This window comes from Burkholderia sp. AU16741 (assembly GCF_002223345.1).
GTDB classification, from domain to species: domain Bacteria; phylum Pseudomonadota; class Gammaproteobacteria; order Burkholderiales; family Burkholderiaceae; genus Burkholderia; species Burkholderia sola.
In genome coordinates, this window is record NZ_NKEZ01000008.1 from 74,685 (window position 1) to 100,782 (window position 26,098).

Sequence of the window (26,098 nt, forward strand, 5' to 3'; positions counted from 1 at the left end):
GGCAAGCACCTTGGGCGCACGCGCTTGCCGATTGCCGCTGCTTCGCGGGCGGCGAGCCATCCATTGATCGGTATGCAGGTGGTCCAGATGCACAACGGATTGCCGCAGGTAAATACCACGAAACCATCGGGTACCGGGGAGGGCAGTCAATAGCTCTATTGTGTTATCCCGTTTTGCAATGCAGATTGATCTAAAAAGCGGAGCACCAGGGATGCCTCGGTAACTCTCGATTTAGGTTCAGGAAAACGCGCGACGTTGACTCGCGCCCCAGGTTCTCTGGACGTGCTTCAGGGCACGCCGCTTGACGCGCTCAAATCCGCCATAGAAATCGGTCGCGTAGCGGTCGAGATTGACCGCACGGTAGGCGAGGGTGGCGGTAGCGGTGGCGGCCAGCTGATTGAATCAGTCGGGGCAGTGATCGAGATCGACGAATATCGATAGCGTCCACGGCTGCTGGCGTTTCCGTGACGCCTGACGCGACGCGCGTACCTCGATCCCCCTCCGGCCCCGGCACAGGCGCGAGCTTGCCGGCAGTTCCCGCTGCAGCGCGCCGCTGAGCGGTAAATAGCTGACCGATCGGAGCGTCTTTGTACTAATTCAGTCAATCTTTCGTGGAAGGCGACCGCCTTTGCGTCGCATGCAACACCGCTTTCCATGACGACGGCCGACGCGCGGCGGCGACGACTCGCTACACTGCCGTACCGGTTGGACGGGCCCCGGCATCAGGCCCGCGAGCAAGGAGACAGAAGAGGATGGACACCCCACGCGCAGCGGTCGTCACGTACCGCGGGAATGCGATCGAGAACACGCACATCGCCCATGTGGCGGTCGTCGATGCACGCGGCCGGCTGCTGGCCCGGTTCGGCGATCCGTTCCGGATGACGCTCGCGCGGTCGGCGGCCAAGCCGGCCCAGGCGCTGTCGGTGATCGAGACGGGCGCGCCGGAGCGCTTCGGCTTCGACGACGCGGACATCGCGCTGATGTGCGCATCGCACAGCAGCGAGGATCGTCACATCGAAGGCACGCGCGCGATGCTCGCGAAGGTCGCCGCGCACGAATCCGATCTGCGCTGCGGCGGCCATCCGCCGTTGTCCGACGCGGTGTACCGGGCGTGGATCAAGCGCGACTACACGCCGACCGGCGTATGCAGCAACTGTTCGGGCAAGCATGTCGGGATGCTGGCCGGCGCGCGGGCGATCGGCGCCGCGATCGCCGATTACCATCTGCCCGACCATCCGATGCAGGTGCGCGTGAAGCGGGTGATGGCCGACGCATGCGGCCTGCGCGACGACGAGGTCGAATGGGGCATCGACGGCTGCAACCTGCCGACGCCGGCGTTCTCGCTGGATCGCCTGGCGCGCCTGTACGCGTCGCTGGCCGACGGCGCGGACGCGGTGGAAGCGGTGGAAACGGGCGGCGCGCTCACGGACCGCATTCGCGCACTGGCGCGCATTCACCGTGCGATGACCGCCCATCCGGAACTGGTCGCAGGCGAAGGGCGCTATTGCACGGTGCTGATGAATGCGTTCGGCGGGCAGGTGGTCGGCAAGCTCGGCGCGGATGCGTGCTATGGCATCGGCGTGCGCGCGTCGGAACGCACGCGGCAACTCGGTGCGGACGGCGCGCTCGGCATCTCGGTGAAGATCGAGGACGGCAATCTCGACGTGCTCTATATGGTCGTCAGCGAAATCCTCGAGCGGCTGCGGATCGGCACGGCCGCGCAGCGCGGGCAACTGGCCGGCTTCCACCGGCCGCCGATGCTCAACACGCAGGGCGTCGAGTTCGGGCACGCGACGTTCCCGTTCGAATTGCAGGCAGCCTGAACGCGGTCGCCGCGCCGATGCCGCCGGCCCGCGGTCCGGGCCGCGCATCGGCGCACGCTACGCGCGGGCGTCGCGAATCTTCGCCAGTTCCCGATCCGACAGCTCGCCGATCTGCGCGAGGTGTTCCGCGAGAAAATCCTTCAGCACACGCAGCTTCGCCGAGCTGCGCCGGTTCGCCAGATACGCGATGTAGATGAATTCGCCGGTCAGCCGGTTCTGCAGCCGGTAGCGCGGCAGCACGGCTTCGAGCTGGCCGCTCGCGAGCAGATCGCGCACCAGCCAGATCTCGAATTCCGCGATGCCGAGCCCCGCGCAGGTCGCCTCCAGCAGCAGCTCCGAATGGTCGGTGACGAGATTGCCGGCCGGCAGCACGCTGTGCCGCGCGTCGCCGCGCACGAGTTCCCAGCGCGGATCGCCTTCCGGGTGCACGTAGCGCAGGCAGTTGTGGTGTTTCAGGTCGTCCGGCGTCGCCGGGCGCCCGCAGCGGTCGAGGTAGCCGGGCGTCGCGCACAGGATGCTGTCGTTGCGCGACAGCCGGTGGACGACCAGGTTGTCCAGGTAGTTCTCGCCCTCGTGGATATCGAGGTCGAAGCCGCCGGCCACGAGGTCGTTGTGGTTGTCGGTGAGCCGCACGTCGAGCTGGATCGTCGGATAGCGCGCGAGAAACGGCGCGATCAGCGGCGCGAGATGGCGGCGGCCGAACGCGACCGGCGCGGTCAGCTTCAACGGGCCGCTCGGCTGCGCATTCAGCTCGGCGACGACGCGCAGCGTGTCGTCGAGATCGGCGATCAGCGTGACCGCACGCTCCAGATAGATGTGGCCGGCTTCGGTGAGCGTCACGCTGTGCGTGGAGCGGTGCAGCAGCGCGACGCCGAGCACCTCCTCGATCGCGGTCACCTTGCGTGCGACCGTCGACGTCGACACGTGCATCTCCTTCGCGACCGCCGAAAAACTTCCCGTTTCGACCACCCGCACGAACGCGCGCATCGCGCCCAGATGATCGATGCCGGGTTCTCTCGCGCCTTTTTTCATTCGATTCTCGCTATTGCGTCCCACGCAAAACCGCTTTCGATAATACAGAAGGGAGCTTGTTTTTGCAAAGGCATAGAATGCGAACCCGTCGCGTCGGCAAGCGGCGGCCGGCGAGCGGCACGAGACATTTCAGGAGGGCACGATGGCAGAAAACGGCTTCCGCGTCGAAGCGGATCTTTTAGGCAAACGAAGTATTCCGGATACCGCCTATTACGGCGTCCACACGCTGCGCGCGAAAGAGAATTTCGACATTTCGGGCCGCACCATCGCATCGCTGCCGTACCTCGTGATGGCGCTCGCGTCGGTGAAGGAAGCGGCGGCCGACGCCAATTGCGAACTCGGGCTGCTGCCGCGGCCGTACCGTGACGCGATCGCCGCCGCATGCGTCGAGATCCGCGAAGGGCGGCTGCACGACCAGTTCGTCGTCGACGTGATCCAGGGCGGCGCCGGCACGTCGACCAACATGAACGCGAACGAGGTGATCTGCAACCGTGCGCTCGAAATCATGGGGCACGCACGCGGGCAGTACGAATACCTGCATCCGAACGAGCACGTCAATCTCGCGCAGAGCACCAACGACGTCTATCCGACCGCGATCCGGATCGCGACGTGCTTCGCGGTCGAACATCTGCTCGAAGCGATGGCGCGGCTGCGCGATGCCTTCGCGGAGCGGGCCGACGCGTTCGCCGGCTTGCTCAAGCTCGGCCGCACGCAGTTGCAGGACGCGGTGCCGATGACGCTCGGCCAGGAATTCTCGACCTACGCGGTGATGCTGACGGAAGACATCGCGCGGCTGCAGGAAGCCGGCTGGCTGATTCGCGAGGTCAACCTCGGCGCGACCGCGATCGGCACGGGCATCACCGCGCATCCGCAGTACGCGGAGAAGGCGCTGGCCGCGCTGCGCCGCATCACCGGCCTCGACCTGAGCACCGCGCCGAACCTGATCGAGGCGACGCAGGATTGCGGCGCGTTCGTCCAGGTGTCGGGCGTGCTCAAGCGGATCGCCGTCAAGCTGTCGAAGATCTGCAACGACTTGCGGCTGCTGTCGAGCGGCCCGCGCGCGGGCTTCGGCGAAATCAACCTGCCGCCCGTGCAGGCCGGCTCGCCGATCATGCCCGGCAAGGTGAACCCGGTGATCCCGGAAGTCGTCAACCAGGTGGCGTTCGAGGTGTTCGGCAACGACGTGACCATCACCTTCGCGGCCGAGGCCGGCCAGCTTCAGCTCAACGCGTTCGAACCGGTGATCGCGAGCGCGCTGTTCCGCAGCTTCAGCCACCTGACGGCCGCGTGCACGACGCTCGCGCAGCGATGCGTGAGCGGCATCACCGCGAATCCCGAGCGGCTGCGCGAAACGATGGAGCGCTCGGTGGCGCTCGCGACCGCGCTGAATCCGTACATCGGCTACAAGCGCGCGACCGCCGTGGCCGCCGAGGCGCATGCGACCGGCAAGTCGATCCGCGAGGTCGTGCTGGCGCGCGAACTGATGACCGAGGCGCAACTCGACGAAGCGCTGCACCCCGAAGCGCTGATCCGGCCGCGCGCGTTCTGACGCGAGCCGGTGCGCGGTCGTACCGAAAGCGCCCACGGAGCGGGGCGCGATACATCTACAAACAACGGAGACTCACGATGAAACACCCCAGCGAGCGCCCGGCCGGTCCGGCCGGCGGCGCGGATGCCGCGCATGCCGATCCCGATGCGATGTTCGCGTCGCACGAAGCCGGCTATGCGAAGCAGTTGAAGCCGCGGCACGTGCAGATGATCGCGATGGGCGGTGCGATCGGCACCGGCCTCTTTCTCGGCGCGGGCGGCCGCCTGCAAAGCGCGGGGCCCGCGCTCGCGCTCGTGTATCTCGTGTGCGGCGTGTTCGCGTTCCTGATCATGCGCGCGCTCGGCGAGCTCGTGATGCACCGGCCGACCAGCGGCAGCTTCGTGTCGTACGCACGGGAGTTCATGGGCGAACGCGCGTCGTTCGTCGCGGGCTGGATGTACTACCTGAACTGGGCGACGACCGGCATCGTCGACATCACCGCGGTCGCGATCTACATGAAGTACTGGGCCGTGTTCACCGACGTGCCGCAATGGGTGTTCGCGCTGGGCGCGCTCGGGATCGTGTCGGTGATGAACATGATCGGCGTGAAGGTGTTCGGCGAGATGGAGTTCTGGTTCTCGCTCGTCAAGGTCGGCACGCTCGCGGTGTTTCTCGCGGTCGGCGCCGTGTTTCTCGCGAGCGGCCATCCGGTGGCGGGGCAGATGACGGGGCTGCATCTCGTCGCGGATCACGGCGGGATCTTCCCGCACGGGATTCTGCCGGCCGTGCTGATCGTGCAGGGCGTCGTGTTCGCGTATGCGAGCATCGAACTCGTCGGCGTCGCGGCGGGCGAGACGGCCGACGCGCGCAAGGTGCTGCCGAAGGCGATCAACAGCGTGATGTGGCGTATCGCGCTGTTCTACGTCGGTTCGGTCGTGCTGTTGACGCTGCTGCTGCCGTGGACCGCGTACAGCTCGCACGAAAGCCCGTTCGTCACGTTCTTCAGCAAGCTCGGCGTGCCGTACGTCGGCACGGTGATGAACGTCGTGGTGCTGACGGCCGCGCTGTCGAGCCTGAATTCCGGGCTCTATTCGACGGGCCGCGTGCTGCGCTCGCTCGCGATGGGCGGCTCGGCGCCGCGTTTCGTGTCGCGGATGAACGCGCGCGGCGTGCCGTACGGCGGGATCCTGATCACGGTCGCGATCAACGCGATCGGCGTGCCGCTGAACTACATCGTGCCGGCGCAGGCGTTCGAGATCGTGCTGAACATGGCGTCGCTCGGGATCATCACGACGTGGGGCTTCATCGTGATGTGCCAGATCCTGTTCCGTCGCGCGGTCGATCGCGGCGAGATGAAGGCCGTGTCGTTCCGGATGCCCGGCGCACCGTTCACGTCGTGGCTCACGCTCGCCTTCCTCGTCGGCGTGCTGGTGCTGATGGCGTTCGACTACCCGGGCGGCACGTGGACCGTCGCGATGATTCCGGTCGTCGTGCTCGCGCTGGTGATCGGCTGGAAGCTGGCGAAACGCGGCGCCGAGCGCGAGCGGGCGGCGGCGATGCCGGCATCCATGCGTGCCGTCGCGGATCCCGCGCGGAACGCGTGACGAACGCTTGACGTCATGCGCCCGGGGCGCCGGTCCGTTCGCGGGCCGGCGCTCCGGTGCGTTCGATTCCGTTCAATGCAACTTCAGTTCAACCCGGCGCGCTCGCCGACCCATCGGCCGAAATCGCCGGCCATCTCCGCGGTCAGTTCGTGGCCGGCCGCATACAGCCGCGTGTCGTGCGCAACGCCGAGCGCCGCGAGTGTCGCATCGGCCTTGCTCGCCCAAGCGACGGGCAGCTTGTCGTCGAAGCGGCCATGCACGATCAGCGCATGAAGCGGGCGAAGCGCGTCGCGCGGCGCGACCAGCGGATCGATTTCCGGCAGGATGCGCCCGCACAGCACGGCGAACGCGCCGACGTCGCCCGGCGACGTGAGGCCGACGCTCGCACTCATGATGCCGCCCTGGCTGAAGCCGGCGATCACGGTCGGCAATGCGGGCGCCGAGCCATCCCGCGCGCGGAGCGCATGTAGCAGCGTGATTAGCTGCACGCGGCTCTCGTCCGCGCGCGCCGCATCGATTTCAGGGCCGTTCGGGCCGAACCGCACCGGAAACCACGCATGCTGATTGGGCCCGAACGTGAGCGGGCCGCGCAGGAATGCAATTTCGATGCGCGGATCGATCGTGTCGGCCACGGTCAGCAGGTTGGTCTCGTTACCGCCGACGCCATGCAGCAGCAACAGGCGGGCGGCCGGGCGGCCGGTGGCCGGACGTAGCAGATATTGAAGGCCGGATTCGGGTTCGGTGGTCAGCGGCAGGACGTCGGTCATCGCATGGGTCCGGAAGGGGGAACGATGCGACAGTCTAGAGCGGGCGGATCGGGAGGGGAATCGCCGGGGCGGGATTGATTGTTTCCTGTCGGGAATGAATCGGGGCTTCGATCGTTTCGAGCGCCGGTCGCGGCATCAAGCGGCCCAGGCAGGGACCGACGGCCCGGCAGTCCCGAGCGAAGGCTGAACGGTCGATCATGCTGGTTCGACATCAGCGAACCAGCCGGGCAATATTGCAAGATTATAAAAAATACCAAAACAAACCCGCTCGTCGATAATGCGCGGCCGTTTTTCCGGCATTCAATAAAACGAATGCTGCGGAGCATGAATAAAACAATGAATTTCCACTATTCCGGCGATTCGTCTAGGGCCTCGGCCGCCTGGAGCAGGGTGGCGGGAAGTTAACGGCCAATCCGCGAAAAACTTTAGACTTTTCCGCGTGCAATTATTCATTTCAATTTCCTCAATGAACGATTGATTTTCGGTCATCGGACAGTCATACACCATCCCCGATAATTCGGCGCTCACATTCTTTCAATAGACCAAAGGGCGATCGAAACCCGATCGCCGCGGGGAGCCGTGTTCATGACCATCCGTCATCGCATTACGCTGCTAGTCGTCCTGACGTTCTTCGCGCTGTCCGCGATCGGCGTCTACGCCGTGTACCAGACGCGCAAGAGCGCGTCCGAGGTGCGTCAGGTCACCCAGGGAATCGTGCCGAGCGCGCTCGCGTCGGCGGATCTCGTCGCCGACGTGAAGAACATCCAGATCGCGACGATGACGCTCGTCTACGCGCCCGACGCGAACACCGCCGCGCAGGCGCGCGACGAGCTGAAGGCGAAGCAGGCCGCGCTGCGCGCCGCGCTCGACGCGCAGGCGAAATCGGCGGTCGGCCGCGCGCAGGAAGGCCTCGTCGCGCAGGCGAAAGACAGCGCTGCGAACTATTTCGCGGCGATCGCCGACACCGTGAAGATGAAGACGGACGGCAAGGCCGAGATGGCGCAGGCCTACCTGTTCGCGAACGTCGCGCAGTATCGCGACGAACTCGAAAGCATCGTCGACACGCTGCGCGTCGAGAAGAACCGCCAGAAGGACGACGCGATCGGCGCGCTGAACGGGATGCTGGCGACCACGGCCACCGCGATCGCGGGCGTCGCCGGCACGGTGATCGTGCTGCTGACCGCGCTCGGCTTCGTGCTGTATCGCCAGATCACGCGCCCGCTGATCGGGATGCAGACGGCGATGAGCGAGATCGCGACGAGCCAGGATTTCACGCGCCGCGTGCCGGTGGGACGGATGGACGAAATCGGCCATTCGATCGTGGCGTTCAACGGGATGATCGAGAAGATCCAGGAGAACGCCGCGCAACTGAAGCAGAAGACGGCCGACATCCAGGCGATGCTGCAGAACATGCAGCAGGGCATCCTGACCGTCGTCGAAGGCGGCGTCGTGCATGCGGAATATTCGGCGTACCTCGAAACCATCTTCGAGACGAACGACATCGCCGGCCGCGACCTGATGGCGCTCGTGTTCGACGATTCGTCGATCGGCGCCGACGCGCGCTCGCAGGTCGATGCGGCCGTGCATGCGTGCCTCGGCGAGGACAGCATGAACTTCGGCTTCAACGAACACCTGCTCGTCAACGAAGTCGCGAAGCGGATGCCGGATGGCCGCGAGAAGTGGCTGGACCTGAGCTGGTCGGCGATCACCGACGAGACCGACACGGTGGTGCGCCTGATGCTGTGCGTGCGCGACGTGACCGAGATCCGCGAGCTGACCGCGCAGGCCGGCGAACAGCAGCGGCGCCTCGAGATGATCGGCGAGATTCTGTCGATCAGCCAGGACAAGTTCCACGACTTCGTGCACAGCGCGAAGGGCTTCCTCAGCGAGAACGAGCGGATGATCCGCCAGCACGAGCGCGCCGATCACTCGATCGTCGCGGCGCTGTTCCGCAACATGCACACGATCAAGGGCAATGCGCGCACGTACAGCCTTCAGCATCTGACGAACATCGTCCACGAAGCGGAGCAGGCGTACGAATCGCTGCGCCGCGCGGACAGCGGCCCCGAGTGGAACCGCGATGCGCTGATGGATGACCTGGCGCGTGTACGCGAAGCCGTCGACCACTACGCGACGATCAATGCGGTCACGCTCGGCCGCAGCGGCGAGCCGGCGCAGAATGGCGCCGATTTCCTGATGGTCGAGCGCGCGCACATCAGCGAGAGCCTGCGCGTGCTCGATGGCGCCGATCCCGCGAACGCGTCCGACTGGCACGTGGCGCGCGATGCGGTGCGCCGCATGCTGAGCCAGCTCGGCACGCAAGGGATCGGCGACGCGCTCGGCGGCGTGATCGAGTCGCTGCCGTCGCTCGCGGCCGAGCTCGGCAAGCCGGCGCCCGTCGTGCACATCGACAGCCACGGCCAGCGCGTGCGCAGCGAGATCGTCGCGACGCTGAGGAACGTGTTCATGCACCTGCTGCGCAATGCGATCGACCACGGGATCGAATCGTCCGACGCGCGGCGCGCGGCCGGCAAGCCGGCGTCCGGCACGATCGACATCGCGGTCGGCGTGGGCGGCGGCGAACTGTGGTTCGTGCTCGGCGACGACGGCCGCGGCCTCGCGCTCGACCGGATTCGCGGCATCGCGCGCGAGCGCGGCTGGATCGATGCCGCGAGCGAGGCGGCGCTGTCCGACGAGGACGTCGCCGAGCTGATCTTCCGGCCGGGCTTCTCGACCGCGCAGGCGGTGACCGAAGTATCGGGGCGCGGCGTCGGCATGGACGCGGTGCGCAATTTCCTGAAGCGCGACGGCGGCGATATCGCGCTGCGCTTCACCGACGACCGCGTCGGTGCGCCGTATCGCGCGTTCGAGACGATCGTGTCGCTGCCGGCGCGCTTCGCGGCAGACGGTGCCGCGCACGGCGCGGGGCACGCGCCGCGCGCGCGCAGCGCGGCTATCGGCGCGGCGGAGTGACGGCGTGATCGTGCAGGCGTGGATGATCCAGATGGCCGCCGCGCTCGCGGGCGGCGTGGTCGTCGCGGTGGCGGCGGCGATCGTGTTTCGCGTGATGCGCCGACGGCTCGTCGCGTCGATGGCGCGCGACGCGCACGCGTTGCGCGATGCGCTCCGCGCGGCCGATGCGCGGGCGGAAGAGGCGGCGTCGGCGCATGCGCGGGCGGCCGACGCATGGGCGCAACGCGAGGCGCAGCTCGAGGAGGCATTGACGAACGAGGCATCCGCGAACGGCGCGCAGCGCGACGCGGTGCAGGCGCTGTCGGCCGACCGCGCGGCGCTCGCGCAGCAGGCGATGAAGATCGCCGACGAAGCTGTGCGCCTGCGCGGGCTCGCCGGCACGTTCGAGCGCTGGCACGAGCAGATGATCTCGCTGACCACGCAGAACCAGGACATGCGCGCGAAGAACCAGGAACTGTCGGCGATCGTCGCGCACGTGTCGATCGTGTCGCTGAACGCGTCGATCGAGGCCGCGCGTGCAGGCACGGCCGGGCGCGGCTTCTCGATCGTCGCGAGCGAAGTGCGCGGGCTGGCTGCGCGCTCGCAGGAACTGTCGAACAGCTATCGCGACAGCCTGAACCGCAACGATCTCGTGACGGCCGCGACGTTCCAGGACATCCAGGCCGGCGGCAAGATGATCACGGCCGCGCTCGCGACCGTCGAGACGCTGGCCGGGCAACTGCATGCACGGATCGAAGGAGAGGCCGCGTGATCGGCGCGCAGGCGAGGGCCGGTTTCGAGCGGATCTTTTTCGATGCCGCGCGCACGCGGCTCGCCGCCGGCGGCGCGTGCGACATCCAGCCGGCCGCCGATCACGAACACGACGCGCCGGACCGTGTGCACGCGCAGTCGCGATCGAAGCCGAAGGTGGCCGAGCATGGGGTCGCGCTGACGATCTCCGCGCTGCACTTCCGCCTGCTGCTCGCGCTGCGCTTCAGCGACGACGATGCGACGCGCCGCCATTTCGCCGGCGCGACGGCGGGCACGAACAGCCAGCGGCCGCTGACCGACGCGTTCATGGAAGTCGCAAACCTGTGTTGCGGCGCGATCAACCAGGCGCTGACCGCGCCGTTTCCCGATCTCGGGATGTCGACGCCTTACCTGCTGAGCGGCGCGAGCATCGACTTCATGCACGCGCTCTCGCCCGATTACGTGGCCGCGTACGACCTGACGCTCGACGGCGGCGTGCGGATCGGCGCGACGCTGTGCGTGTGCGCGAACGCGCCGGTCGACTTCCACGTGGCGGAGACGGCCACGCTGGACACCGGCGGCGAGCTCGAACTGTTCTGACCGACCATCAGGAATCCATCAGATGACCGAAGACCGACCCGTCAGCAAGGTGCTCGTACTCGACGACAGCCGCGTGCACGCCGACGCGATCAAGCGTTTCTGCGACGCGCACCACCTGGTCGGCCTGACCGTGCGGCGCAGCCGGCTGCTGAAGGTGCTGCGCTCGAACATCGATCTCGGCGCGATCCTGCTCGCCGAGGATTACGGCGGCTCGCCGGCCGAGAGCGCGATCGTCGCGACGCAGATCGACGCGCTGCGGCCCGAGCTGCCGATCATCCTGCGGCGCGAATCGCTCGCGTCGCGCGACGGGCTGCCCGATGCGCTCGCCCGTGTCGCGTGCGCGGCCTACGTCGCCGACGACATGACGCCGCTCGAGCGCGCGATCGACGAATACCTGTTCGGCCGCGACTACCCGAACGCGCTCGTGCGCGGCATCTCGGAGATCACCGAGGCGCGCCTCGACAGCCTGTTCCCGGGCATGACGATCGAGCACGACACGCCGTGCATCGTCCGCGACCAGATCATCTTCGGCGAGGTGTTCAGCCTGATCGCGCTCGAAAGCGCATGGTGCCGCGGCTACATGCTGTTGCAGACGAGCGAGCAGCCGCTGCTCGACATGCTCGGCGGCACGCGTGACGACGGCCGCGCACCGGATTTCCGCGACGTGAACAGCGTGCTGGGCGAGCTGACCAACCTCGTGTGGGGCGCGTTCAAGAACCGCTATCTCGGCGATGCGGAGGCGCTGGCGCGCCATCCGGTGCAGGTGCCGCTCGTCGTCAATCACAAGCAGAAGTTCATCTCGTTTGGCGGCGACTGTCCGCAGCTCTGCTTCAAGTACCGGATGACCGACCCGGCCTCGGGGCGCTCGGTCCGTCTCGACCAGCGTTTCGTGTTCAGCCTGAGCTGGTCGCCGGAGGATTTCCGCGAATCGGTGCAGGACGTCGGGCCGATGGTCGAAGCGGGCGAACTCGAACTGTTTTGAATGTTGAAGTCGGCAACGACGAAAGGGGAATACGACATGGCAAAGGTTCTGGTGGTGGACGATTCGGGCACGGTGCGCGACGAAGTCGCGGGCTTCCTGCGCAATCACGGGCTCGACGTCGCGACGGCAGTCGACGGCAAGGACGGGCTCGCGAAGCTCAAGGCGACGCCCGGCGTGCGCCTCGTGATCAGCGACGTGAACATGCCGAACATGGACGGCCTGACGATGGTCGAGAAGATTCGCGGCGAACTGGCGAACACGGCCGTCAACGTCGTGATGCTGACGACCGAAAGCAGCCCGGCGATGAAGGAGCGCGGCAAGGCCGCCGGCGTGAAGGGCTGGATCGTGAAGCCGTTCAAGGGCGACGCGGTGCTCGACGCGCTGAAGAAGCTCGCGGGCTGACGCACCAGCGGGACGTCGAGGGGTTGCGTGCGCGATTTACAGCGCGCCGGGATGTCCGTATCCTGCCGGATGCCGAGGGCGGCGTGCCTTGCCATGCGCGGCACGCCCGGCAGTGACAACATCGGGAACGGAACACCCTCCAATGAAAACCGGAATGGGTCGGGCCGCGCTCCTGCGCGGCGCGTGCGTATCGCTGGTCGCCGCGCTGGCGGGCGGATGCGCGAACACAGCGCAACAGAACGCACAAGCGGCGGCCGCGGACAGCGGCTCGTCGTACACGTGCCATCCCGCGCAGGCCGACGGGCAGGCGTCGGCCGGGCGGGGCGCAAACGGCTGCTATTTCGTGCTGCACGATCCGGCCACCCGGCAGGCGCTGCCGAATACGCGCTATGCGTTCGCGCTTTACACCAGCGCGGCCCAGGACAGCCGGGAACTCGAAGTCGAAGGCACGACCGACGCGCAGGGACGCACGATCTACATGCGTTCCGCCGCGCCGATCGATGCGGCGCGCATGGTGCTCGTGCGCATGATCGGCGATGGCCCGACGGGGCGCATGCCGGTGCGGGTCCGCCCGACGGACGGCAAGCGCATCCCGTTCGCGCGGTACAAGGTGGTGGGCTGTAACGGGCCGTACGAAGGCGTGACCGACGAAACGGGGCGCGGCGTGATGTATCGCTGCAAGACACAGTCCCGGATCGACGTGTCGTTCTACCCGTCGCGTCCGTAGCGCGAACCGATGATGACCGGATCCGGCCGCGCTGCGGCCCAACCCATCGAGATGCTGATCGCGAAGGGCATCGTTTTTTCCATCTTGGGCGCGTGCATGCTGATCGGCGCCGCGCTGTACGCGCAGTCGACGCGGGAATTCATGCGGACGTCGGCCGTCGTGCCGGGGCGTGTCGTCAAGCTGAACGCGGGCCCGCATCATCCGGAGATCGCGTTCACGACGCTCGCGGGTGAGCACGTCGAATATGCGCAGGGCGGCGACGTCAGTGTCGAGGACGGCGCGACGGTCGAGGTGCGCTATGCGCCGGACGCGCCGAGGATGACCGCGCGGATGAACACGTTCGGCGCGATCTGGGGCGATGCGCTGGCAATCGGCGGGATGGGCGCGGTCTTTTTCGTCGCGGGCGTCGGACAGTTGTGGTCGGGCGTGCGCAGGTGGCGCGGCGGGCGCAAGCGAATGTGACCGCCCGTTGTGCACCGAACTCTTCACAGGACATTCCAACATGACAATTCGCTTGATGCCGTGGCTCGTCGTGATCGGCGCGGCATTCGCGGGCTTCCCCGCGTACGCGGCGGGTACCGCGCATTCGCTTGACCAGGTGTCCGGCAAGTTCGATTCGCCCGAAGCACGCGCCGCGTATGCGCGCGACATGGGCGGCGCGCCGGAAGCGGATGGCTTCGGCGTGCACCTGCCGCCCGGCTTCACGCGAGAGGGGCTGGTGGCGCAACTTGCCCCGGGCCAGCCGCTTGCGCGAGTCGTGCTGGCCGGCGCGAAACCGTGGCCGCAACGCCCCGGTGCGTTCGTCGCGATCGTGTGCGTGGCACCGACCGACGATATTGCGCGCGACGTGCTGCGATTCCGTGCGCCTACCGATTGCGAAGATTTCGCGCGCGGCGCCGACGCCGACGACCGGAAAGAGCGGGTCTGGCTGGGCGTATTCGAGCGCGGCCCGGACGGCGTGCCGCGCCTGGTCGCGCGTACCGAACAGCCGCTCGACCAGGCGACCGACTGGAGCAACACGAATCTCGACGCTCCCGACTATCTCGAGGAGACGAAGCAGTCGGGGGACCGCGCGTTACGGCCCGAGCGGTGGTCGCGGTTCGATCTCGCGCCGTATGTGCTGCGGGCGGGCGATGCCGCGTTCGGGGTGCGAGCCGGCTGGTCGATCGGCTATGCCGGCGGCGGCGCATCGTTCGAGGCGTTGTACCTGTTCCGGATCGAAGGCAAGACGCTGCGCGTGGTGTTCGCGCAGCCGATGATGTTCTACCGGGATATCGCCGGGGATTGGCATCGCAACGGCACGCGAGATCACGACATCACGGAAGGCAGCAATACGCTCAGTGTGCTGTCGTCCTCGACGGACGGCTTCCACGACTTGCAGTTGCGAGAGCGCGGCGGCAAATGGCGCCAGACGTTTCGCTGGTCTGCTGCCGATGGCGAGTATCGGCCGCGCTGACGCACCGGCCCGTTAGCGGGCCACTACCGGCCCGCCGCCGCCGTCGCGAATTCGTCGACGACGGCCTCGATCACCGCCTGCACGCGCGCGGTCTTGTAGAGGTCGGCATGGGCGACGAGCCACACGTCGAAATGATTGCACCGCTGCGGCATGAGCCGCACCAGTTCCGGCTCGGTGTCCGCGCGGAAGCACGGCAACTCCGAAATCCCGAGCCCCGCCAGCGTCGCCTCCACCAGCATCATCGTCGACGAGGTCTGGAACATCACGCGGCCGCGCGATGTCGGCTCGCCGCACAGCGCGTCCCACATCGTCGGCACCACCGGCTGCTGATACATCACCAGATCGTGCCCGTCGAACGCGCTGCCCGCGACCGGTTCGCCCCGTTCGGCCAGGTAGCCGCGCGATGCGTAGATGCCCGTTTCGAGATGCCCGAGCCGCCGGGTGATCAGGTCCGGCGATTCCGGCCGCAACGTGCGGATCGCGAGATCCGCCTCGCGGCGCGTGAGGTTGGTGATTTGCGCCGACGTCACGCACACGACGTCGATGCCGGCATGCCGGCGCCGCACGCGGGCGATCGCGGGAACGACGAAGCGCTTGCCGAGCGTGTCGGTCGTCGCGATCCGCACCGATCCCGCCAGTTGCTCGTCGAGCCCCATTACCCGGCGTTCGATCGTGAGCGACGCGCGCTCCATCGTTTCGGCCGGCTCGAGCAGCGCTTCGCCCGCGGTCGTCAGTACATAGAGGGACGGTGTGCGCAGAAACAGCCGGGCCGCCAGTTCGTCCTCGAGCGCGGCGATCCGGCGTCCGACCGTTGCCTGATCGACGTTCAGTTGCGCCGCGGCGCCGCGCAGCGTGCCGGTGCGCGCCAGTGCAAGGAAGAAGCGGGCGTTGTCCCAGTTCATGCGGATCGATTGTGGCATCGGACAGGCGGCGACGGACAGGAAACGGTGATGCAGATTTGCATCGGGGAAATGCGAAATTATCACTTTTGCGCATCGCGCGCCCGGTCCTAGACTTCCGGCATCTGCAGGGAGGTGTCATGTCCGAGTGCCATTCCGTTTCCGTCCCGGTTTCTTCCGTCGCGCCGACGGCGCCGAGCCGCGCGACGGCGCGCGAGCAGCGCCTGACGCTCGCGTTCGTCGCGGTCGGCATGTTCATGGCGGTGCTCGATTCGACGATCGTCAACGTCGCGCTGCCGGCGATGCGCACCAGCCTCGGCGCGACGGTCGCGGAGCTCGCGTGGATCGTCGACGCCTATACGCTCAGCTTCGCCGCGCTGATCCTCGCGGGCGGCGCGCTGTCCGACCGGTTCGGCGCGAAGCGCGTGTACCTTGCCGGGCTGGCGCTGTTCGTCGGCGCATCGGCGGCGTGCGGCGGCGCGTCGTCGGTGGCGATCCTCGTGGCCGCGCGGTTCGCGCAGGGCATGGGCGCCGCGCTCTTTTTGCCCGCGTCGCTCGCGATCGTGCGCAGCACCTTCGACGTGCCGGCCGAGCGGGCGCGGGCGATCGCGGTGTGGGCCGGCATCGCGTCGGTCGCGGTCGCGGTGGGGCCGGTGCTGGGCGGCATCCTGGTCGACGATTTCGGCTGGCGCAGCGCGTTCCTGATCAACGTGCCGACCGGCGCGGTCGCGTTTGCCGGCGCGGCGGCGTGCGTTCGCGCGTCGGTCGCGCGGGACGTGCGCCATTTCGACTGGGCCGGCCAGGGCGTCGGTGCGGCGGCGCTCGGCGCGCTGTGTTTCGCGGTGATCGAATTGCCGACACGCGGCGCGGGCGCCGCGGAGGTCCGCGCCGCGTTGCTGATCGCCGCGCTCGCCGCCGGAGTGCTGGTCGTCGTCGAGCGGCGTGCGCGCCATCCGATGGTGCCGCTCGCATGGTTTCGCAATCGCGTCTTCGTCGCGATGAACCTGATGGGCAGCCTCGTCTATGTCGGCTACTTCGGATTGCTGTTCGTGCTGAGCCTGTACCTGCACGGGCGCTTCGGCATGAGCGCGCGGCAGATCGGGCTGACGCTGCTGCCGTTCGCGTTGAGTCTGTCGCTCGGCAATCTGCTGTCGGGAAAACTGCATGGCCGCGTTCGTCCGGTCACGCTGATGGCTAACGGTCTCGCGATGGCGGCGCTCGCCATTCCGGCGATCGCGATTGCGCTCGCGCTGCATGGGCCGTGGCCGGTGGTCTGGGGGGGCGATGGCCGCGTTCGGCACCGGCACCGCGTTGTCGGTCGCACCGATGATCGCGACGGTGCTCGAACAGGTGCCTGCCGACGCGGCGGGCGTGGCATCCGGGTTCCTCAACGCGGCGCGACAGGCCGGCAGCCTGCTCGGCGTGGCCGTCGCAGGCGCCGCGACGATCCTGTTGCCGGACCTGACCGGTGCGCTGTGGGCGGTCGCGGCGCTCGGCTGTGTCGCCTATGCGATCGCCGCGCTGGCCGCGAGGACGGCAGGCCGCGCGCAAGCCGCGCAAGCCGCGCGACGACGCCGTTGACGCCGTTGACGCGAGACGGGCACGGTCGTTGCGCCGTGGCCGGCAGGCCGTCGCGCACGCGCGTGCGGCACCGCGGCTGGACGCCGTGCGGAATGTGGAGGACCATTTCGTGACGCTGCCGCGGGCGGCCGGATACGCGTTTCGTCCGCCCGCGCCGCATCGAATCCTGTCGAACCCCGTCGAGCGGAACACCATGGAACCCATTCACGAGACAGCCGAGCCGATCCTGCTGCGCGATGCGCACGACGGCGTCGTCAAGCTGCGCCTGAATCGCCCGCAGCAGTTCAACGCGTTGTCCGAAGCGATGCTCTCGGCGCTGCACGATGCATTCGATACGCTGGCTGCCGATCCGCACGTGCGCTGCGTCGTGCTGGCCGCCGAAGGCAAGGCGTTCTGCGCCGGCCACGACTTGCGCCAGATGCGCGCCAAGCCTGAACTCGACTACTACCGCACGCTGTTCGCGCAGTGCAGCCGCGTGATGCTCGCGATGCGCGCGTTGCCGGTGCCGGTGATCGCGCGCGTGCACGGCATCGCGACGGCGGCCGGCTGCCAGCTCGTCGCGGCATGCGACCTCGCGATCGCGGCCGATACCGCGCGCTTCGCGGTGTCGGGCATCAACGTCGGGCTGTTCTGCTCGACGCCGGCCGTCGCGTTGAGCCGCAACGTCGCGGCCAAGCGCGCGTTCGACATGCTGGTGACCGGCCGTTTCGTCGATGCGGCGACGGCCGCCGCGTGGGGGCTCGTCAACGAAGCCGTGCCCGAGGACGCGCTCGATGCGGCCGTCGCGCGCAAGGTCGCCGAGATCGTCGCGAAGAGCCCGGCCGCGGTGCGGGTCGGCAAGCAGATGTTCTACCGTCAGCGCGAATTGCCGCTCGACGAAGCGTATGCGTACGCGGGCGACGTGATGGCGCGCAACATGATGGAAGAGGATGCGGTCGAAGGGATCGACGCGTTCCTCGAGAAGCGCAAGCCGACGTGGCGTTCGTGATGCGGTGACGGGAGCGGGCAGGGCGCGCGTTGTCATCCCACCGTGGGTGCAACGCGCAACGACGTAGCGCGTCGTGGCCGGCGCGAGAGGGCGGTTCGCCGCAAAGCAGACGGGCCGCCAAGGCGGCCCGCAAGCAAGTGGAACGGCATGCGCGGCGACGCGGTCACGCACTGCCGCACTGCCGCACTGCCGCACTGCCGTACTGCCGTACTGCCGTACTGCCGTACTGCCGTACTGCCGCACCGCCGTACTGCCGCACCGCCGTACCGCCGTACCGCCGCACCGCCGCACCGCCGCACCGCCGCGGCGGCGCCGGTCAGCGGCCGTAGCTCCCCGTCCGCAGCGCCGGCTGCACGGTCGACGCGCCGGGCGGCACGATCACCACCGGCACGCGGCGCGCGAGCGCGCACATCAGCTCGTAGCCGATCGTGCCGCTGGCTTCGGCGACATCGTCCACTTTCACCTGGTCGCCCCACAGCTCGACGCTCGCGCCGATGCCCGCGTTCGGGCACGGCGTCAGGTCGACGGTCAGCATGTCCATCGACACGCGGCCGACGACGCGCGTCATCACGCCGTCCACCGCGATCGGCGTGCCGGTCGGCGCGTGGCGCGGATAGCCGTCCGCGTAGCCGCACGCGACGACGCCGATCCGCATCGGCCGGTCGGCCGTGAAGCGGCGGCCGTAGCCGACCGTTTCCCCGGGCGCGAGCGTCTGCACGCCGATGATCTTGCTGGTCAGCGTCATCGCGGCCGCCAGCGGCGTGTCGGCGATATCCCGCGCCGCGCCGGTCGGCGACGCGCCGTACAGGATCGTGCCGGGCCGCACCCAGTCGCGGTGCGCGCGCGGATGCCACAGCACGGCCGCCGAGTTCGATATCGAGCGCTCGCCCGGAATCCCGGCCGTGGTCGCGTCGAACTGTCCGAGCTGCCAGTCGACTTCGCCTTCGTCGGCGTTCGCGAAATGCATCATCAGCGTGATCTTGCCGATCGGCGACGCGCTCGCCGCGCGCTCCCACGCGGCGCGGAACGCGGCCGGCCGGTAGCCGAGCCGGTTCATGCCGGAATTCATCTTCAGCTGGATGTCGATCGGCTGCTGCGGCTTCGCGGCGATCAGCAGGTCGAGCTGTTCGTCGCAGTGCACGGCGACCGTCAGCCGATGGCGATCGGCCAGCTCGACGTCGGCCGGCTCGAAGATCCCTTCGAGCAGCAGCACGGGCTTGTCCCAGCCGAGTTCGCGTACGCGCACGGCTTCGTCGAGATCGAGCAGCGCGATGCCGTCGGCGGCCGCGAGGCCCGCGTAGATCCGTTCGATGCCGTGGCCGTACGCATTGGCCTTGATCACGGCCCACACGCGCGATTGCGCGGCGGTGCGGCGGATGAAGTCGAGGTTGTGGCGAACGGCGTCGGGGCGGATGTGGGCGACGATGGGACGGGGCATGGCAAGGGCTCGGGTCGGATGTCGTTCGGCGCGCGGCGGCGCGGGGGAAACCGGCTGGCCGGGCGCGGCGGCGCGTCAAGCCAGTGTCGAGCGCTATGTTATGGGTGTTCGACCAGTTTTAATTAACGTATTTATCGGTGATTTGGTGGAAATTGTGGCGTCGTCGCGGGCCGAGCCTCCCGTCTAGAAAACCGGTGCGCGGACAGCACGATGCAGTGCTAAGCTCTCGGCGATCTTGTCATTGATCAATGTAATCATAACGGAGGAGACTTTGATGACGACGTCCCAGCTGTGCCTGTTCATCGTGGCGCTGTTGCCGTTCCCGATGACGTTTCTCGCCAAGGCCCGCAAGGGTTACGACAACCGTATGCCGCGCGACTATCTGGCGAAGCTTGAAGGCTGGCGCGCACGCGCGCAGGCCGCGCATCAGAATGCGTGGGAAGCGCTCGTGCTGTTCGCGGTCGCGCTGGTGGTGGCGTGGCACAACGGCGCGAACGTGCATCGCGTCGACCAGCTCGCGATCGCGTTCGTCGCGATCCGCGTCGTCTATGCGCTGATGTATCTGTTGAACTGGGCGTCGCTGCGTTCGCTCGTGTGGTTCGGCGGCATGGCGTGCGTCGTCGGGTTGTTCTTCGCGACGCCGTAAGCGGCCGTTCATGCGCAAAACGTGCAGCCGGCGTTGCATGCTCGCGCCGTCAGGCGCCGCCCGCGCCCCGTGCGTGACTGTCGTTGGATGCGGGCGCAACCTTTTTCGCGACGAACGGCGGCGCGCCCGCTTCGCTGCGCAGGAACGCGATCAACGGATCGAGCAGCCGGTGCCGCGTCGACGGATGGCGGCGCAGCACGAAGCGCCATGACGCCTCGCGCGCGAGGCCCGGCACCAGCGGCACCAGGCGCCCGCTGCGCAGTTCGGGTTCGATCAGCGGCACGCGGCCGAGCGCGATGCCCGCGCCGCCGACGGCCGCGCCGATCACCTGGCTGAAGCTGCTGTAGCGGACGATCTTCGTGTCGAAGTCGTCCGGCAAGCCGAAATGCACGGCCCAGTTGCGCCAGTCGATCTCGGGGCTGTCCTCGTGCATTTCCTGCAGCAGCCGCGAGCGGCATACGTGCTCCGATGCGTACGGAAACAGTTCGGGGCTGCACACCGGAAACACGGTTTCCCGCATCAGCACGTCGTCGTCGGCCCGCAGCCGGTGCGCGGGCACGTGCACGATCGCCAGGTCGACACTGCTGCGCGCGAAATCCGGCTCGTCGTCGAGCACGACCGCATGCAGCGGGGTGTCGGGATGCAGCGACGAGAATTCCGCCAGCCGGCGCGCGAGCCACATCGACGAAAACGGCGCGTTGGCGGACACGGTGAGCCGTTGCGCGGTGCCGCGAATGTCGGCGCACGCGTCGGTGAGACGCGACAGCGCATCGCCGACGGCCGGCAGCAGACGCGCGCCGGCCGGCGTGAGGCTGATGCCGCCGAGCCCCGTGCTGCGTTCGAGCAGCCGGGCGCCGAGCGATTCCTCGAGCGAACGAATCTGGTGGCTCACCGCGCTGGTCGACACGTTCAGCTCGGCCGCCGCGCGCGCGAACCCGCCGAGGCGGACGGCCGCCTCGAAAGCACGCAGTGCGCTGAGGGGAGGGAGGTGCGACATGCGGGGTATTGTAGTTGACTCAACACCCGTTGAAAAATCATCTTTTGCCGCGCGGGGGCGGCGCGGGTAGCCTCGATCCGGTCCAGAAAAACGCAACGAAACACGACCGGAGGGCTGCATGTATTTCGACCGACGACTATGGGCCATGATGGCGGGACTGCGCTGGCGGGTGGCGGCGGCCGTCGCGCTCGGGCTGCTCGCGATGGGGGTCGGCATCCTGCGCTTCGTGTTTCTCGGCCGCGTGCTGGCGCTGGTGTTTTCCGGCGCGCCGGCGCGCGGCATCGGCGAGGCCGTCGCCGCAACGGCGGCTTGCGTGCTGCTGCGTGCATGGCTCGACCATCGCCGCACGGTGCTCGCGCAGCATACGGCGGGCCGCGTGCAGGCGACGCTGCGCGCGCGGCTGTTCGACCGGATCGCCGCGCTCGGCCCCGCATGGTTCAGCGGCGAACGCACGGGCGGCGTGATGCTGGCCGTCGTCGACGGCGTCGAGCAGTTGCAGACCTTCTTCGGCGTCTATCTGCCGCAGCTCGTGATCGCCGCGTGCGCGCCGCTGATGATCTTCGCGGTGCTCGCGTGGTGGGACGTGCCGACGGCCGCGATCCTGCTCGTCGCGGCGCTCGTCACGCTCGCGCTGCCGCAGCTCGTGCATCGCGCCGACAAGCGCGCGGCGCTCGCGCGCTCGGCCGCGTTCAAGGCGTTCGGCGAGGAGTTTCTCGACGCGGTGCAGGGCCTGCCGACGCTGAAGGCGTTCGGGCAGAGCAGCGCGTTCGGCGCGAAGCTGGCCGCGAAGGCGCGCGCGCTGTCGGACAGCACGTTCTGGGTGCTCGCGCTCGGGCTGCTGACGCGGCTCTTCACGGATCTCGGCACCGGCCTCGGCGCGGCCGCGGCGATCGCGGTGGGCGCGTGGCGCGTGCAGCACGGCGACATGAGCCTCGAAGCGCTGCTGATCGTGCTGATGGCCGGCAGCGAGATCTTCCGGCCGCTGCGCGACCTGCGCGCGGTGCTGCATCAGGGGATGATCGGCCAGTCGGCGGCGAATGCGATCCATGCGCTGCTCGATGCGGGCGGCCATGCGCGTGCCGTCGACACGCCGCGCGTGGCGGGCCTGCGGCCCGAGATCGCATTCGACGACGTCAGCTTCGCGTATCCGGGGCGCCGTGCGGACGCCCATGCGGCGCTGCGTTTCTCGGTGCGCGAGGGCGAGACGGTCGCGATCGTCGGGCCGAGCGGGGCCGGCAAGTCGACCATCGTGCGCCTGCTGCTGCGCCAGCACGACGCGCAGGGCGGGATGGTCCGGATCGGCGGCCACGACGTGCGCACGCTCGATGCCGACCAGGTGCGCGACATGATCGCAGTCGTCGCGCAGGATGCGACGCTGTTCGACGGCAGCGTCGCCGACAACCTGCGGCTCGGCCGCCCTGACGCGGGCGACGCGGACATGATCGCGGCCGCGCGCGCGGCCAACGCGCACGACTTCATCTCGGCGCTGCCCGACGGCTACGCGACGCGCATCGGCGAACGCGGGCTGATGCTGTCGGGTGGCCAGCGCCAGCGCATCGCGATTGCCCGCGCGCTGCTGCGCGACGCGCCGATCCTGCTGCTCGACGAGGCGCTGTCGTCGGTCGATGCGGAGAACGAAGCGCTGATCCAGCAGGCGCTCGACCGGCTCACGCGCGGACGGACGACGCTCGTGCTCGCGCACCGGCTGTCCAGCGTGATCGGCGCCGATCGCATCCTGGTGCTCGACCAGGGGCAGGTCGTCGACGAAGGGACGCATGCGGCGCTGATCGCGCGCGACGGCCCGTACCGCCGGCTGATGGGCCCGCAGCTGGAAGCGGTCGCCGAATCCGTCGGCGCGACGGCGGCGGCCGGCGCGACCGCGCGCGCGTCGTCGGGCCCACAGGTGCGGCCGCTGAACGACGACGCGGCGACGATCGGCTGGCGGGAAACGTTGCAGACGCTGCTGCGCTTCGTGCGGCCGTGGCAGGGCAAGGTTGCGCTGACCGTGCTGTTCGGGATCGGCCGCGTGCTCGCGTTCATCGGCGTCGGCGTGATCGGCGCAATGGTGGTCGGCGCGGTGCCGACCGGCCATGTCGGCACCGGGCTGGTGGCCGCGCTGCTCGTGATCGCGCCGGTCGCGGCCGTGCTGCACTGGCTCGAATCGTGGCTCGCGCACGACATGGCGTACCGGCTGCTCGCGGAAATGCGCATCGCGCTGTTCGCGACGCTCGAACGGCTCGCGCCGGCCGGGCTGCTGCGCCGCCGTTCCGGCGATCTCGTGGCGCTCGCGACGCAGGACGTCGAGACCGTCGAATATTTCTACGCGCATACGCTCGCGCCTGCGTTCGTCGCGGTGCTCGTGCCGGCCGGCGTGCTGATGCTGCTCGCGTCGGTCGCTTGGCCGCTCGCGCTGGTGCTGCTGCCGTTCCTGCTGTGGGCCGGGCTCGCGCCCGTGCTGGCCCGGCGCGACGTCGACCGGCTCGGCACCGGCGCGCGCGAGGCGCTCGGCCAGCTCGGCGCACACCTGACCGAAACGATCCAGGGGCTCGCGGAACTGACCGCGTTCCAGGCGATCGATCGCCGGCGCGCGGCGTTCGTCGCCGAAGTCGATGCGTATCGCCGGCAGCGCGCGAAGCTGCTCGACGATCTGTCGACGCAAAGCGCCGCGCTGGAAGTCGCGAGCGGGCTCGGCGGGCTGGCCGTCGCGGCGCTCGGCGCGTGGTTGTGCGCACGCGGCGGGTTCCCGCGCGAATCGTTGCCGCTGCTTGTGCTGATCGCGGTGGCGGCGTTCGTGCCGGTGGCCGAGATCGGCCAGGTCGCGCGCCAGCTTGCCGACACGATCGCGTCGACGCGCCGCTTGCGCGCGCTGGAGAAGGAGCCCGTGACGGTGACGGACGGCGCGCACGCGATGCCGGGCGATTCGGCGGTGCGGTTCGACGCGGCGTCGTTCACGTATCCGGGGCGCAGCGTGCCCGCGATCGACCGCGTGAGCTTCGAGGTGCCGGCCGGCAGCACGGTCGCGCTGGTCGGCGCGTCGGGCGCCGGCAAGTCGACGATCGCGAGCCTGCTGCTGCGCTTCTGGGATCCGCAGCAGGGCCGCGTGACGCTCGGTGGCATCGACCTGCGCGACCTGCGGCTCGACGATCTGCGGCAGCACATCGCGCTCGTCGCGCAGGATACCTACCTGTTCAACGACACGCTCGAGGCGAACATCCGGCTCGCCGCGAACGACGCGTCCGACGCGGATGTTCAGCGCGCGATCGACCATGCGGCGCTCGGCGACTTCGTCGCGCGGCTGCCGGACGGGCTCGCGACGCGCGTCGGCGAGCGCGGCGTGCAGCTGTCGGGCGGCCAGCGCCAGCGTGTGGCGATCGCGCGCGCGTTCCTGAAGGATGCGCCGGTGCTGATCCTCGACGAGGCGACGTCGCACCTGGACACGATCAGCGAACATCAGATCCGCGCGGCGCTGGAGGATCTGATGACGCAGCGCACGTCGATCATCATCGCGCACCGCCTGTCGACCGTGCGCAATGCCGACCTGATCCTCGTGATCGAGCAGGGCGCGGTGATCGAGTCCGGCCGCCACGCGGAACTGATGGCGCGACAGGGTGCGTATGCGCGGCTCGTGTCGCATCAGGCGAGCGGGGTTGCGGCGTGAACGACGCGGGAGCGGTGCGCCGCGTTCGGCGATGCCGCGCGCATCCCGCAACCTGCGTTGAGCCGCGCCGGCGGTTGCCGGCCTGGCGGCACGGCCGTCCCGACAAGCAGCCTGGTTGAATCGCTGGCCGTCCGCGCAAACCGATGTGCGGGGGCGGCGATGGCACGGCCGTCATCCCGCCGCCCGCGTTGCACTGGATGGCCCTCGTGCCGGCGCGCACGCGCTGCTGCAACCCTCCCTTCAGCCCGCTGCCTGGAGCCTGCCTCCGCCGCCCGCCCCCCCGGACCGTGCATTTCAACCGCCGTCCGCCGCTTTCCTCCGATCTATCCGCGCCGCGCGGCTCGGGTTTGTCTCGACGCATTTATTTGTTGCGGACTTTTTTGTTGTCGTAGTATCGTCATTGACAACACTTGTTGCACTAAGGTCTAATTCAACATCGCATGTTGCGGTGCGGCTTGCTGTCGTCGTTCCGCCGGCCCGGTGGCCGGTTACATCGCTCAATCATGCGGAGAGAAACCATGAGTCGCCGTTCCTTCCTGAAAGCCGTCGCGGTCGTCGCCGCGCTCGGCGCCAGCCTCGCCCACGCGGACACCAAGACGCTCGTCGTCGGGACCGATACGTCGTTCATGCCGTTCGAGTTCAAGCAGGGCGACAAGTACGTCGGCTTCGATCTCGACCTGTGGGCCGAGATCGCGAAGGACCAGGGCTGGAAATACACGATCCAGCCGATGGATTTCGCGGGCCTGATCCCGGCGCTGCAGACGCAGAACATCGACGTCGCGCTGTCCGGGATGACGATCAAGGAAGAGCGCAAGAAGGCGATCGACTTCTCCGCGCCCTACTACGACAGCGGCCTCGCCGCGATGGTGCAAACCGGCAATACGTCGATCAAGTCGATCGACGACCTGAACGGCAAGGTGATCGCCGCGAAGATCGACTGGATCAAGGCGCACCTGAAGCCGAAGGAAGTCCGCCAGTTCCCGAACATCGACCAGGCGTACCTCGCGCTCGAAGCCGGCCGCGTCGACGCGGCGATGCACGACACGCCGAACGTGCTGTTCTTCGTGAACAACGAAGGCAAGGGCAAGGTGAAGGTCGCGGGCCAGCCGGTCAGCGGCGACAAGTACGGGATCGGCTTCCCGAAGGGCAGCCCGCTCGTGCCGAAGGTCAATGCGTCGCTCGTGAAGATCAAGGCCGACGGCCGCTACGCGCAGATCTACAAGAAGTGGTTCGGCGCCGAGCCGCCGAAGATGTGAGCGTGACCATGC

At 68.5% G+C, this 26,098-nt stretch carries 20 protein-coding genes and 1 pseudogene; 16 read left to right on the top strand and 5 right to left on the bottom strand.

Going from position 1 to position 26,098, the window contains the following annotated elements:
* The first annotated feature begins 752 nt into the window (after positions 1 to 752).
* Positions 753 to 1,823, top strand: a complete 1,071-nt coding sequence (locus tag CFB89_RS20795) for an asparaginase (protein ID WP_089469519.1) — start codon at positions 753 to 755, stop codon at positions 1,821 to 1,823.
* A gap of 57 nt (positions 1,824 to 1,880) precedes the next feature.
* Here CFB89_RS20795 and CFB89_RS20800 read toward each other — a convergent pair whose 3' ends face one another.
* Positions 1,881 to 2,855, bottom strand: a complete 975-nt coding sequence (locus tag CFB89_RS20800; RefSeq protein ID WP_089469520.1) for a LysR family transcriptional regulator — start codon at positions 2,853 to 2,855, stop codon at positions 1,881 to 1,883.
* Between the two features lie 142 nt (positions 2,856 to 2,997).
* Here CFB89_RS20800 and CFB89_RS20805 point away from each other — a divergent pair, with 142 nt between their 5' ends.
* Both CFB89_RS20805 and CFB89_RS20810 read left to right on the top strand, forming a co-directional pair.
* On the top strand, positions 2,998 to 4,404 hold the full coding sequence (locus CFB89_RS20805; RefSeq protein ID WP_089469521.1) for an aspartate ammonia-lyase: 1,407 nt from the start codon (positions 2,998 to 3,000) through the stop codon (positions 4,402 to 4,404).
* Between the two features lie 77 nt (positions 4,405 to 4,481).
* Positions 4,482 to 5,987 (top strand): amino acid permease, encoded by a 1,506-nt coding sequence (locus tag CFB89_RS20810; protein WP_089469522.1) that lies wholly within the window; start codon positions 4,482 to 4,484, stop codon positions 5,985 to 5,987.
* Between the two features lie 83 nt (positions 5,988 to 6,070).
* Here the strand turns inward: CFB89_RS20810 and CFB89_RS20815 are convergent, their stop codons facing one another.
* Positions 6,071 to 6,754, bottom strand: a complete 684-nt coding sequence (locus tag CFB89_RS20815; RefSeq protein ID WP_089469523.1) for an alpha/beta hydrolase — start codon at positions 6,752 to 6,754, stop codon at positions 6,071 to 6,073.
* Between the two features lie 585 nt (positions 6,755 to 7,339).
* Here CFB89_RS20815 and CFB89_RS20825 point away from each other — a divergent pair.
* The 8 genes from CFB89_RS20825 (at position 7,340) to CFB89_RS20860 (ending at position 14,623) form a co-directional block, all read left to right on the top strand.
* Positions 7,340 to 9,727 (top strand): MCP four helix bundle domain-containing protein, encoded by a 2,388-nt coding sequence (locus CFB89_RS20825; protein WP_089469525.1) that lies wholly within the window; start codon positions 7,340 to 7,342, stop codon positions 9,725 to 9,727.
* A 22-nt stretch (positions 9,728 to 9,749) separates the two neighbouring features.
* Positions 9,750 to 10,478 (top strand): methyl-accepting chemotaxis protein, encoded by a 729-nt coding sequence (locus tag CFB89_RS20830; RefSeq protein ID WP_089470547.1) that lies wholly within the window; start codon positions 9,750 to 9,752, stop codon positions 10,476 to 10,478.
* The gene (locus CFB89_RS20835) at positions 10,475 to 11,056 is read left to right on the top strand and encodes a hypothetical protein (RefSeq protein ID WP_089469526.1); all 582 of its coding nucleotides are present in this window, start codon (positions 10,475 to 10,477) and stop codon (positions 11,054 to 11,056) included. The genes CFB89_RS20830 and CFB89_RS20835 overlap by 4 nt, the downstream gene beginning before the upstream one ends.
* A 22-nt stretch (positions 11,057 to 11,078) precedes the next feature.
* A complete protein-coding gene (locus tag CFB89_RS20840) occupies positions 11,079 to 12,038 on the top strand; it encodes a chemotaxis protein CheX (RefSeq protein ID WP_089469527.1) in 960 nt (319 codons plus the stop codon).
* Positions 12,039 to 12,074: 36 nt separating this feature from the next.
* Positions 12,075 to 12,440: a response regulator gene (locus CFB89_RS20845; RefSeq protein ID WP_089470548.1), complete on the top strand. Its 366-nt coding sequence runs from the start codon at positions 12,075 to 12,077 to the stop codon at positions 12,438 to 12,440.
* Positions 12,441 to 12,582: 142 nt separating this feature from the next.
* Positions 12,583 to 13,167 carry a hypothetical protein gene (locus CFB89_RS20850; RefSeq protein ID WP_144030142.1) on the top strand — a complete coding sequence of 195 codons (585 nt, stop codon included), beginning with the start codon at positions 12,583 to 12,585 and terminating at the stop codon, positions 13,165 to 13,167.
* A gap of 9 nt (positions 13,168 to 13,176) precedes the next feature.
* On the top strand, positions 13,177 to 13,629 hold the full coding sequence (locus CFB89_RS20855) for a DUF3592 domain-containing protein (protein ID WP_089469529.1): 453 nt from the start codon (positions 13,177 to 13,179) through the stop codon (positions 13,627 to 13,629).
* Between the two features lie 40 nt (positions 13,630 to 13,669).
* Positions 13,670 to 14,623: a hypothetical protein gene (locus tag CFB89_RS20860; protein ID WP_089469530.1), complete on the top strand. Its 954-nt coding sequence runs from the start codon at positions 13,670 to 13,672 to the stop codon at positions 14,621 to 14,623.
* Positions 14,624 to 14,646: 23 nt separating this feature from the next.
* On the opposite strand, the gene CFB89_RS20865 is transcribed toward CFB89_RS20860, so the two are convergent.
* Positions 14,647 to 15,525 carry a LysR family transcriptional regulator gene (locus tag CFB89_RS20865; protein WP_179233504.1) on the bottom strand — a complete coding sequence of 293 codons (879 nt, stop codon included), beginning with the start codon at positions 15,523 to 15,525 and terminating at the stop codon, positions 14,647 to 14,649.
* A gap of 137 nt (positions 15,526 to 15,662) precedes the next feature.
* On the opposite strand from CFB89_RS20865, the pseudogene CFB89_RS20870 reads away from it, so the two are divergent.
* Together CFB89_RS20870 and CFB89_RS20875 are read left to right on the top strand one after the other, a co-directional pair.
* A pseudogene (locus CFB89_RS20870) lies at positions 15,663 to 17,103 on the top strand (MFS transporter).
* A 193-nt stretch (positions 17,104 to 17,296) separates the two neighbouring features.
* Positions 17,297 to 18,091, top strand: a complete 795-nt coding sequence (locus tag CFB89_RS20875; RefSeq protein WP_089470549.1) for an enoyl-CoA hydratase — start codon at positions 17,297 to 17,299, stop codon at positions 18,089 to 18,091.
* A gap of 316 nt (positions 18,092 to 18,407) precedes the next feature.
* Here CFB89_RS20875 and alr read toward each other — a convergent pair whose 3' ends face one another.
* Positions 18,408 to 19,529, bottom strand: a complete 1,122-nt coding sequence (alr, locus tag CFB89_RS20880; protein WP_089469532.1) for an alanine racemase — start codon at positions 19,527 to 19,529, stop codon at positions 18,408 to 18,410.
* 274 nt (positions 19,530 to 19,803) lie between these two features.
* On the opposite strand from alr, the gene CFB89_RS20890 reads away from it, so the two are divergent.
* Positions 19,804 to 20,175: an MAPEG family protein gene (locus CFB89_RS20890; protein ID WP_089469534.1), complete on the top strand. Its 372-nt coding sequence runs from the start codon at positions 19,804 to 19,806 to the stop codon at positions 20,173 to 20,175.
* Positions 20,176 to 20,224: 49 nt separating this feature from the next.
* Here the strand turns inward: CFB89_RS20890 and CFB89_RS20895 are convergent, their stop codons facing one another.
* Positions 20,225 to 21,172 carry a LysR family transcriptional regulator gene (locus CFB89_RS20895; protein WP_089469535.1) on the bottom strand — a complete coding sequence of 316 codons (948 nt, stop codon included), beginning with the start codon at positions 21,170 to 21,172 and terminating at the stop codon, positions 20,225 to 20,227.
* A gap of 118 nt (positions 21,173 to 21,290) precedes the next feature.
* Here CFB89_RS20895 and CFB89_RS20900 point away from each other — a divergent pair, with 118 nt between their 5' ends.
* On the top strand, positions 21,291 to 24,830 hold the full coding sequence (locus CFB89_RS20900; RefSeq protein ID WP_089469536.1) for an ABC transporter ATP-binding protein: 3,540 nt from the start codon (positions 21,291 to 21,293) through the stop codon (positions 24,828 to 24,830).
* Positions 24,831 to 25,348: 518 nt separating this feature from the next.
* On the top strand, positions 25,349 to 26,086 hold the full coding sequence (gene glnH, locus CFB89_RS20905; RefSeq protein ID WP_089469537.1) for a glutamine ABC transporter substrate-binding protein GlnH: 738 nt from the start codon (positions 25,349 to 25,351) through the stop codon (positions 26,084 to 26,086).
* The last annotated feature ends 12 nt before the right edge of the window (positions 26,087 to 26,098 follow it).

What these genes read in the sequence shown, in the direction of transcription:
- CFB89_RS20795 (WP_089469519.1), top strand. Translation starts at nt 753, where the DNA reads ATGGACACCCCACGCGCAGCGGTCGTCACGTACCGCGGGAATGCGATC.
- CFB89_RS20855 (WP_089469529.1), top strand. Translation starts at nt 13,177, where the DNA reads ATGATGACCGGATCCGGCCGCGCTGCGGCCCAACCCATCGAGATGCTG.
- CFB89_RS20875 (WP_089470549.1), top strand. Translation starts at nt 17,297, where the DNA reads ATGGAACCCATTCACGAGACAGCCGAGCCGATCCTGCTGCGCGATGCG.
- CFB89_RS20845 (WP_089470548.1), top strand. Translation starts at nt 12,075, where the DNA reads ATGGCAAAGGTTCTGGTGGTGGACGATTCGGGCACGGTGCGCGACGAA.
- CFB89_RS20805 (WP_089469521.1), top strand. Translation starts at nt 2,998, where the DNA reads ATGGCAGAAAACGGCTTCCGCGTCGAAGCGGATCTTTTAGGCAAACGA.
- CFB89_RS20815 (WP_089469523.1), bottom strand. Translation starts at nt 6,754, where the DNA reads ATGACCGACGTCCTGCCGCTGACCACCGAACCCGAATCCGGCCTTCAA.
- CFB89_RS20830 (WP_089470547.1), top strand. Translation starts at nt 9,750, where the DNA reads ATGATCCAGATGGCCGCCGCGCTCGCGGGCGGCGTGGTCGTCGCGGTG.
- CFB89_RS20900 (WP_089469536.1), top strand. Translation starts at nt 21,291, where the DNA reads ATGTATTTCGACCGACGACTATGGGCCATGATGGCGGGACTGCGCTGG.
- CFB89_RS20890 (WP_089469534.1), top strand. Translation starts at nt 19,804, where the DNA reads ATGACGACGTCCCAGCTGTGCCTGTTCATCGTGGCGCTGTTGCCGTTC.
- CFB89_RS20895 (WP_089469535.1), bottom strand. Translation starts at nt 21,172, where the DNA reads ATGTCGCACCTCCCTCCCCTCAGCGCACTGCGTGCTTTCGAGGCGGCC.
- CFB89_RS20840 (WP_089469527.1), top strand. Translation starts at nt 11,079, where the DNA reads ATGACCGAAGACCGACCCGTCAGCAAGGTGCTCGTACTCGACGACAGC.
- CFB89_RS20865 (WP_179233504.1), bottom strand. Translation starts at nt 15,525, where the DNA reads ATGAACTGGGACAACGCCCGCTTCTTCCTTGCACTGGCGCGCACCGGC.
- CFB89_RS20860 (WP_089469530.1), top strand. Translation starts at nt 13,670, where the DNA reads ATGACAATTCGCTTGATGCCGTGGCTCGTCGTGATCGGCGCGGCATTC.
- glnH (WP_089469537.1), top strand. Translation starts at nt 25,349, where the DNA reads ATGAGTCGCCGTTCCTTCCTGAAAGCCGTCGCGGTCGTCGCCGCGCTC.
- CFB89_RS20800 (WP_089469520.1), bottom strand. Translation starts at nt 2,855, where the DNA reads ATGAAAAAAGGCGCGAGAGAACCCGGCATCGATCATCTGGGCGCGATG.
- CFB89_RS20850 (WP_144030142.1), top strand. Translation starts at nt 12,583, where the DNA reads ATGAAAACCGGAATGGGTCGGGCCGCGCTCCTGCGCGGCGCGTGCGTA.
- CFB89_RS20810 (WP_089469522.1), top strand. Translation starts at nt 4,482, where the DNA reads ATGAAACACCCCAGCGAGCGCCCGGCCGGTCCGGCCGGCGGCGCGGAT.
- alr (WP_089469532.1), bottom strand. Translation starts at nt 19,529, where the DNA reads ATGCCCCGTCCCATCGTCGCCCACATCCGCCCCGACGCCGTTCGCCAC.
- CFB89_RS20825 (WP_089469525.1), top strand. Translation starts at nt 7,340, where the DNA reads ATGACCATCCGTCATCGCATTACGCTGCTAGTCGTCCTGACGTTCTTC.